This is a genomic window from Gardnerella vaginalis (genome assembly GCF_001546485.1).
GTDB lineage: Bacteria > Actinomycetota > Actinomycetes > Actinomycetales > Bifidobacteriaceae > Bifidobacterium > Bifidobacterium vaginale_D.
This window is the reverse complement of sequence record NZ_KQ956878.1, coordinates 1-6,650: the sequence shown is the minus strand read 5'-3', so window position 1 is coordinate 6,650 and position 6,650 is coordinate 1. Positions and strand designations below refer to the sequence as shown.

The 6,650-nt window shown below is 44.6% G+C and carries 1 pseudogene; it reads left to right on the top strand.

The window, feature by feature from the left end:
- Positions 1–222 precede the first annotated feature (222 nt).
- A pseudogene (locus tag HMPREF3208_RS06580) lies at positions 223–6,650 on the top strand (peptidase); the annotation flags it as partial.

Below are 6,650 nucleotides of genomic sequence, written 5' to 3'. Positions count from 1 at the left end.
GGGGGGGGGGGGTGCTCAATGCAATCGGTCATAATGAACCTGTTATAGCTGATGTTGAGCTGGTAGGATGGTCAATAACTATAACTGGCGATGCGACTATGCGTTCGAGCTAAGTAAGAGAGATTGATGGAATATGCATACATACATCGATGTTTTTTGCAGCTCGTTGTAGTTAATACTGACATATACACGTAAAGAAATTTGTCTTAAGGAGATATTGTTATGATTAATGCAAATTCTGGAAGGCATGCACATTCGCGTAAAGTGACGTTAGATGCAACAGCAAGTAATGCGATTCAGAAAGCAATTGACGCTCGCAAAGTGGCGGCGTTTACGATTGGCGCAGCAGGCGTATTAGCTGGTGCTGCCTTCGCTTTCGGTGCAACTCCTGCAATGGCTGCAGAGACTGCTACTACTCCTGCTACTAATACTGCTACCGCTACTGTAACTGCTGCTGCTTCTGATGCTTCTGCAACTTCTGCAGCATCCTCGACCGGTAGTACTAATGATGGTGCTACAGCTGATAATCAAGATGCTAACAAGAATACTGAAAATGTAAGTAAGACTGCAGAGAGGAAGGCTGAGAATGCTAAGCCTGCAGAGAAGAAGGATGGTAACTCTGCAACTACTGATACTGATAAGACTAATGCAGCTAGTAGCGCCACTGAAGAAACTACTGTAAAGAAGCGTGTAAGTCGTTCGCTAAAAAATGAGCAACCTGGTGTCACTACGTCTGAAAATCAGGATCGCGCTGAAGGTGGTACAACAAGTCAAGATTCTAATAAAATTAAGCCTGACACATCGGATAAAGCTAATACCAAGATTGAAGTTAACGAGAATAACGCTGACACTGTACCGAATGCGTATGGTTGGGGAAGCTCAGATAACACGTATAGCGTAGATGGCGAAAAGCATACTGTTACTTTCCACTTTGCAGCACCAAAAGATGGTAGCAAGATTACCAGTATTGCTATTTTCCCTTCTAAGACAAATGGTTTCAATAATGAAAAAAGTGAGAGAGAGGTATTGATTTTTACTCGAAAAATTCAGGCAAACATCAAGCCTATTCTGGCGAATATGTATTTACTGCGAATGGCGACGGCTCTGCAACTCTTGAAATGAGCACACTTTTTAGAAATGGAAATATTGGCGGTGCTGAGAAGTATACAGCCAGTCGCTCTATTTTTGTGTACGTAACTAAAGATGGTAGTAGTAAAGAAACTATTGCTTATAGAACAAACGTATTCCGTGCTGTAACGCTTGTGCCGCCAAAAACTTCTGGCTCTGTGGTGCTTAAGTATAACCAAGAGCTTACTCCTGAAAAGGTTCAAGCAGCAATTACTGAAGCTGGCAATGTTGAAACCGCGCGTAGTGATAAAAAGTCGGTAAATGATCAGCTTTCTGGAGCGTTTACGCAAAATATTAACGTAAAGTCTTCGGATGCTTACGACAAGACTACGTTTAATGCTATTAATACTAAAAAAACTGGCGATGCAAATTCTTATGTAGCTGGAGCGAAGACGCTTAGCACCTATATGGTTACGGATTTGGGCTTTAAGTCGCAAGCTATTCCGCTTACCGTTGCGCGCTACGATGATCGCATTGATAAGCCGATTGTTGAAGATCCGTCTCAGCTATCGCCTGAAGTTAAGGAAGAAATTAAGACGAAGCTTGCCAAGATTAACGGCGTTACAGCAGATAAGATTTCGTTTGATGGCGATAAGGCTGTAATCCATTTTGACGGCGTGGATGAAAAAGATGCTCCTAAGATTGCTTTGCGCGACCTTGTGTTGAAGAAGTTTACCGAAGATCAGATTAAGGTTCCTGCAGAAAGTACCGCAACTGTTATCTACAATCCACTCGCTTACTCTGATGCTGAGATTAAGAGCATTAAGAAGGCTATTTACGAAGCTAATAAAGACAACACAGAGCTTGGATTAAGCGCTACCGACTACGAAAAGCAGATTACGCTTTCGTATCTTACTGGCAATCTTACTGCGGCTGGTCATGCAAATCAGGGAATCTCAAATGGTCAGGCGGAAAACACGATTACCGTTAAGATCAAGACCGATAAGGCTGTTGCCGAGTTTACTTCTGACGTAAAGGCGCACAAGCTCACGCGTTTGGCGGATATTCGCAAGGATTACAACGTTTCGTGGAAGAATAATAAAATTGCCGGTCGCGATACCGACGAAGGCCTTTCGTGGAGCGAAGATGGGAAGACTATTATCTACCGCTACGATTCAACTAAAGCAGAAGAATTTGATACAAATAAGATTCTTGATTTGTTGAAAGCTACGCCGAAGGATGGCAACGCTGGTTTGCGCGAGCTTACTGGTGGCGAAACTCTTGCTCATGAAGGCGATAAAGAAAACGCGCAGAAGTCGCATGTGGGCTACGTGATTGACAAGAACGGCCAGCCTACAACTGAGTTGTCGCTTGGCAAGATGGACGGCGCTTACTGGAAATATAGTCGTCAGGTTGATAATTCTGGTGTGGACCTCGGCAATGAAGAGTCGAATGCAGGATCGTATTCCTGGGATAAAGATGCTAAGCCTGTAGTAGTTGCTGCTAAACAAGACAAGGTATATAAAGCGCGCCTGTTTGTTTTGCCGTATGGATTGACGATGTATAGAAATGTTTACATGGAAAACGGCAATCAACCTTGGAATACGCCTAAGGCAATTAACGTTATCTTTGTGCCGCAGACGAATCATAAGGTAAAGGATTTGAAGAAGTCTGTTGACGAGCACGCGACAACTCAGGTTGATGGCAAGGATGTTCCTACTCAGCATGAGTACTACAATGCATCGGACGATAAGAAGGCTGCGTATGATGAGGCGTTGAAGAAAGCTAATGAGGCGTTGAAGGAAGCCGGTAATACGGAGGATTCCAAGCTGTCTGAAGAGCTTAAAGCACGTATCGATAACGCAACTATTAGGTTAGATAAGGCTCGCGAAGCTCTTGATGGTGCTAAGACTGACAAGACCAAGCTTGAGCAAGACATTAAAGATCAAGGTAATCCTAAGAAGGACAATACAACTGCAAGCGGCACGTATGAGACTGACAAGTATAAGAACGTTACTGAGCCTTCCTTCCTGAAGGATGAGGGCGGCAAGCTCGTTCCTGATACGGATAAGAACAACAAGGCTGCCGCTGCTAAGACAGCTTATGACAAGGCTCTTGAAGAAGCTAACAAGGTAAGCAAGGACGCCAACGCTACGCAAAAGGCTGTTGACGAAGCTAAGGCTAAGCTGGACGAGGCTCGTAAGGAGCTTGATAAATACAGCACTAACAAGGATAAGCTTAACGCTGCTATCGCTGAGCATGGCACAGTGAATAGGGGCGATGCTACTAAGACTGGCGACGACAGGCTCAAGACTGCCGACCCAACCTACCAGAACTCCACTAAGGAAGAGCGCGAAGCATACGATAAGGCTGTTTCGGACGCAAATGCACTTTCTAAGGATCCAAACGCGTCTCAAAAAGATGTCAACGACGCAATTACAGCTCTTGAGACTGCTAAGAAAGCACTTGATGCCAAGGCAACGAATAAGGCGAAGCTTGCTGCTGCTGTTCAGCAAACCTTCGATAATCCTGAGCCTGATAATTTTAATGGAAAAAAGAGTACCTTCTACCAGAATGCTCTTAATAAGAAGAACAATGGATCAGAAGAAGAAAAAGCTAAGGCTGCTGCTGCTATTAAGGCATATGATGATGCTCTGAAGGCAGCTAAAGACCTTCTTGAAGATAAGAAGGGCAAAGCAACTCAAGCTCAGGTTGATGCTGCAGTAACAGCATTAACTGATGCTGAAGATAAGCTCCATGAAGGTTATTCAACTAACAAGAACGATCTTACGAAAGCACTTGCAGACAATATTGATGGCTATTTGAAGCCAGCATACTTCAATGCGTTTGATAAGGCGCAAGCTGGAGGTAAAGATTCTCAAGCTGCTAAGGACTTCAAAGCCTATAACGACGCTTATCATAAAGCTAAGGAACTGAAGAAAAAGTTTGCTAATACCGATCCATCTCAGCAGCCAACTGACGAAGACTGCAAAAAAGCTAAAGAAGCTCTTGAAAAGGCTCGTCAAGTTATAGATACGTATGCAACTGATACGAAGAAGCTATCGGCAGCATTCTGGAATGATTTGGCTATTCAGAATAGCCCTGCGTATAAGAATGCAAAGGCGCTTGCTGGAAAGACGAATCCTACTAAGGATGAAAAAGCTCAAGTAGAAGCCGCTAAGAAGATTAAGCAGGCATATGATGATGCGGTTGCTAAGCTTCATAAAGCGTTTAGCAATACACTCGATCAGGATAAAGATGCGCACGGTACTCCTTTCGCTAAGATTCCTGATGCAGAGGGAGATCCGACTTCCAAGAATTATCTTGATGGCGTTCAGGCACACGCAAATGGTGAGCCGCTTGATAGAGATGTCACAAAGATTCTGACTGCAATGAACGACGCGGCTGACCAATTGAAACAGTTCGCAACGAAGACGGATAAGCTGCAGGAATCCATCAACAAGGATACGGATACGCAGAAGGATCCAGCGTATAAGAATGCTAAAGATCCGCACAAGCTGGGTGCTGATGGCTTGGAAGATACTTCTGGATATGCTGCTATCAAGGAGAAGGCTACAGCTTACGTCAATGCTTTGAAGGATGCTAAAGCATTGATGGTCAAGCCTGACGCAACGCAAGAGAATGTAAACGCAGCTCTTAAGAAGCTAGATGAAGCTCGTACAGCCCTTAACGCCTACAAGACTAATATTGATGCTCTGAAAGAAAGTGTTGAAGCGCAAGGTAGTACAGATGGCCCTGCAGCTAAGGAAGGTACTGTTACTTCTGATGCGTATCGCAATGCGTCTGATCCTCACTTCTTAACTGCTGATGGCAAGCCAGATGACACCAGGAACAACGCTGCTAAGGAAACTAAGAAGGCATACGACAAAGCGTTAGCTGAGGCTCAGGAATTGCTCAAGAAGGCTGACACTAAGAAAAATAAGACGCCTTTGGATGCGCAGCCAACTCAAAAAGAAATCGACGCCGCGTTGACAACGCTTAACGAAAAGCGTAAAGCACTTGATGCCTACAAGACTGACACCACTAAGCTTGACGAGGAAGCGAAGAAGTCTACTGCACACGGTGCTACCGTAGCCGATGCAGACTTTGAAGCTACGCCAGAGTTCAAGAACGCTAAAGCTAAGACGAGCAACGGTGCGGAAAACGCAGACGTTACTGCTTACAAGAATGCTCTCAAGAATGCGCGCGACCTTGTAAAGGCTGCCACTTCAACAGATCCAAATACGAAGAATAGCGACCGTCCAACCCAGCAGCAGGTTGATGAAGCTCTTGCATCTTTGAAGAAAGCTAAGAAGCAGATTGAAGACAACTACAAGACGGATACTTCGAAGCTTGAAGAAGCTAAGAAGTATGCGGAAGATGTATTCAAGAAGACGCCTGAGTACAAGAATGCTCTTGCTAAGAAGGATGCTGGTGACCAAGGTGCTATAACTGCCTTGGGTAAAGATGGTGAGCAAACTGGCTTTGATAATGTTCTGAATAAAGTTACCGAAAAGCTTAATGATACTGATTGGAAGGGCAAGGTAACTCAAAAGTTTGTCGATAAGTTACTCGAGAAGTTACAAGAAGCTCAAGATAATATTACAAAGAATTATAAAACTGATGCTATTAAGCTTGAGCGTGAAGTCGGCGATAAGAATCAAGACGGCAATCCTGTAACTCCTAAGTTCGAGGAGTCGATTCCGTACAAGAACGCTCTTGAAAAGAAGAACGCTGGCGACACTGATGCGACCTCAAAGCTGAAGGATTACAACGAAAAGCTCAAGGCTGCGCAGGACTTGATTGCGCAGGTAAACAGTACCGATCCGAATGCTGATCCAGATAAAAAGCCAACACAAGCGCAGGTAGACGCTGCTCTTAAGGCTTTGCAAGAAGCCAAGAACGCTATCAAAGATGCCTTTACGACCAAAGTTGACGCTCTTAAGAAAGAAACCAAAGAGCTTAAGGGCGATGGTAGCGCAAAGGATGAGAAAGACAAATTCGAAAAGTCTACCGAGTACCAGAATGCACTTGCTAAGACGGATGCTGACGGCAAAAAAGATGTGCAAACATACAAAGATGCTCTAAAGAAAGCTAATGATCTTCTTGGCAAGTTCGATGAGAACGGTAAACCGAAGTCTGATGCTAAGGATGTTCCAACTCAGAAGGAAGTTGACGAGGCTCAAAAGGCTCTTAAGGAAATTAAGGATAAGATTCTTGCTAACTACAAGACCAGCCCGCACGACTTGCAAGATGAGGTAGATAAGTCTAAGGACGGCGATACTGATACCAGCACCGACGTGTTTGAGAACACTCCTGCGTTCAAGAACGCGACTGCTAAGGGCGATGACGCTGCAAAGGCTGATCTTAAGGATTACAACGACAAGCTCACAGCTGCCAAGAATCTCCTTGACAAGTTCGACCGTACTACTGGTAAGCCAAGGACTCTCCCAGCGGGCGAAAAGGCTCCAACTCAGCAGGAACTTGACAAGGCTCTAAAGGAACTTCAAGCTGCCAAGAAGAAGATTACTGACGGCTACAAGACTAATCCTTCTAAGTTGAAGTCTGAAGCGGATGCTGAT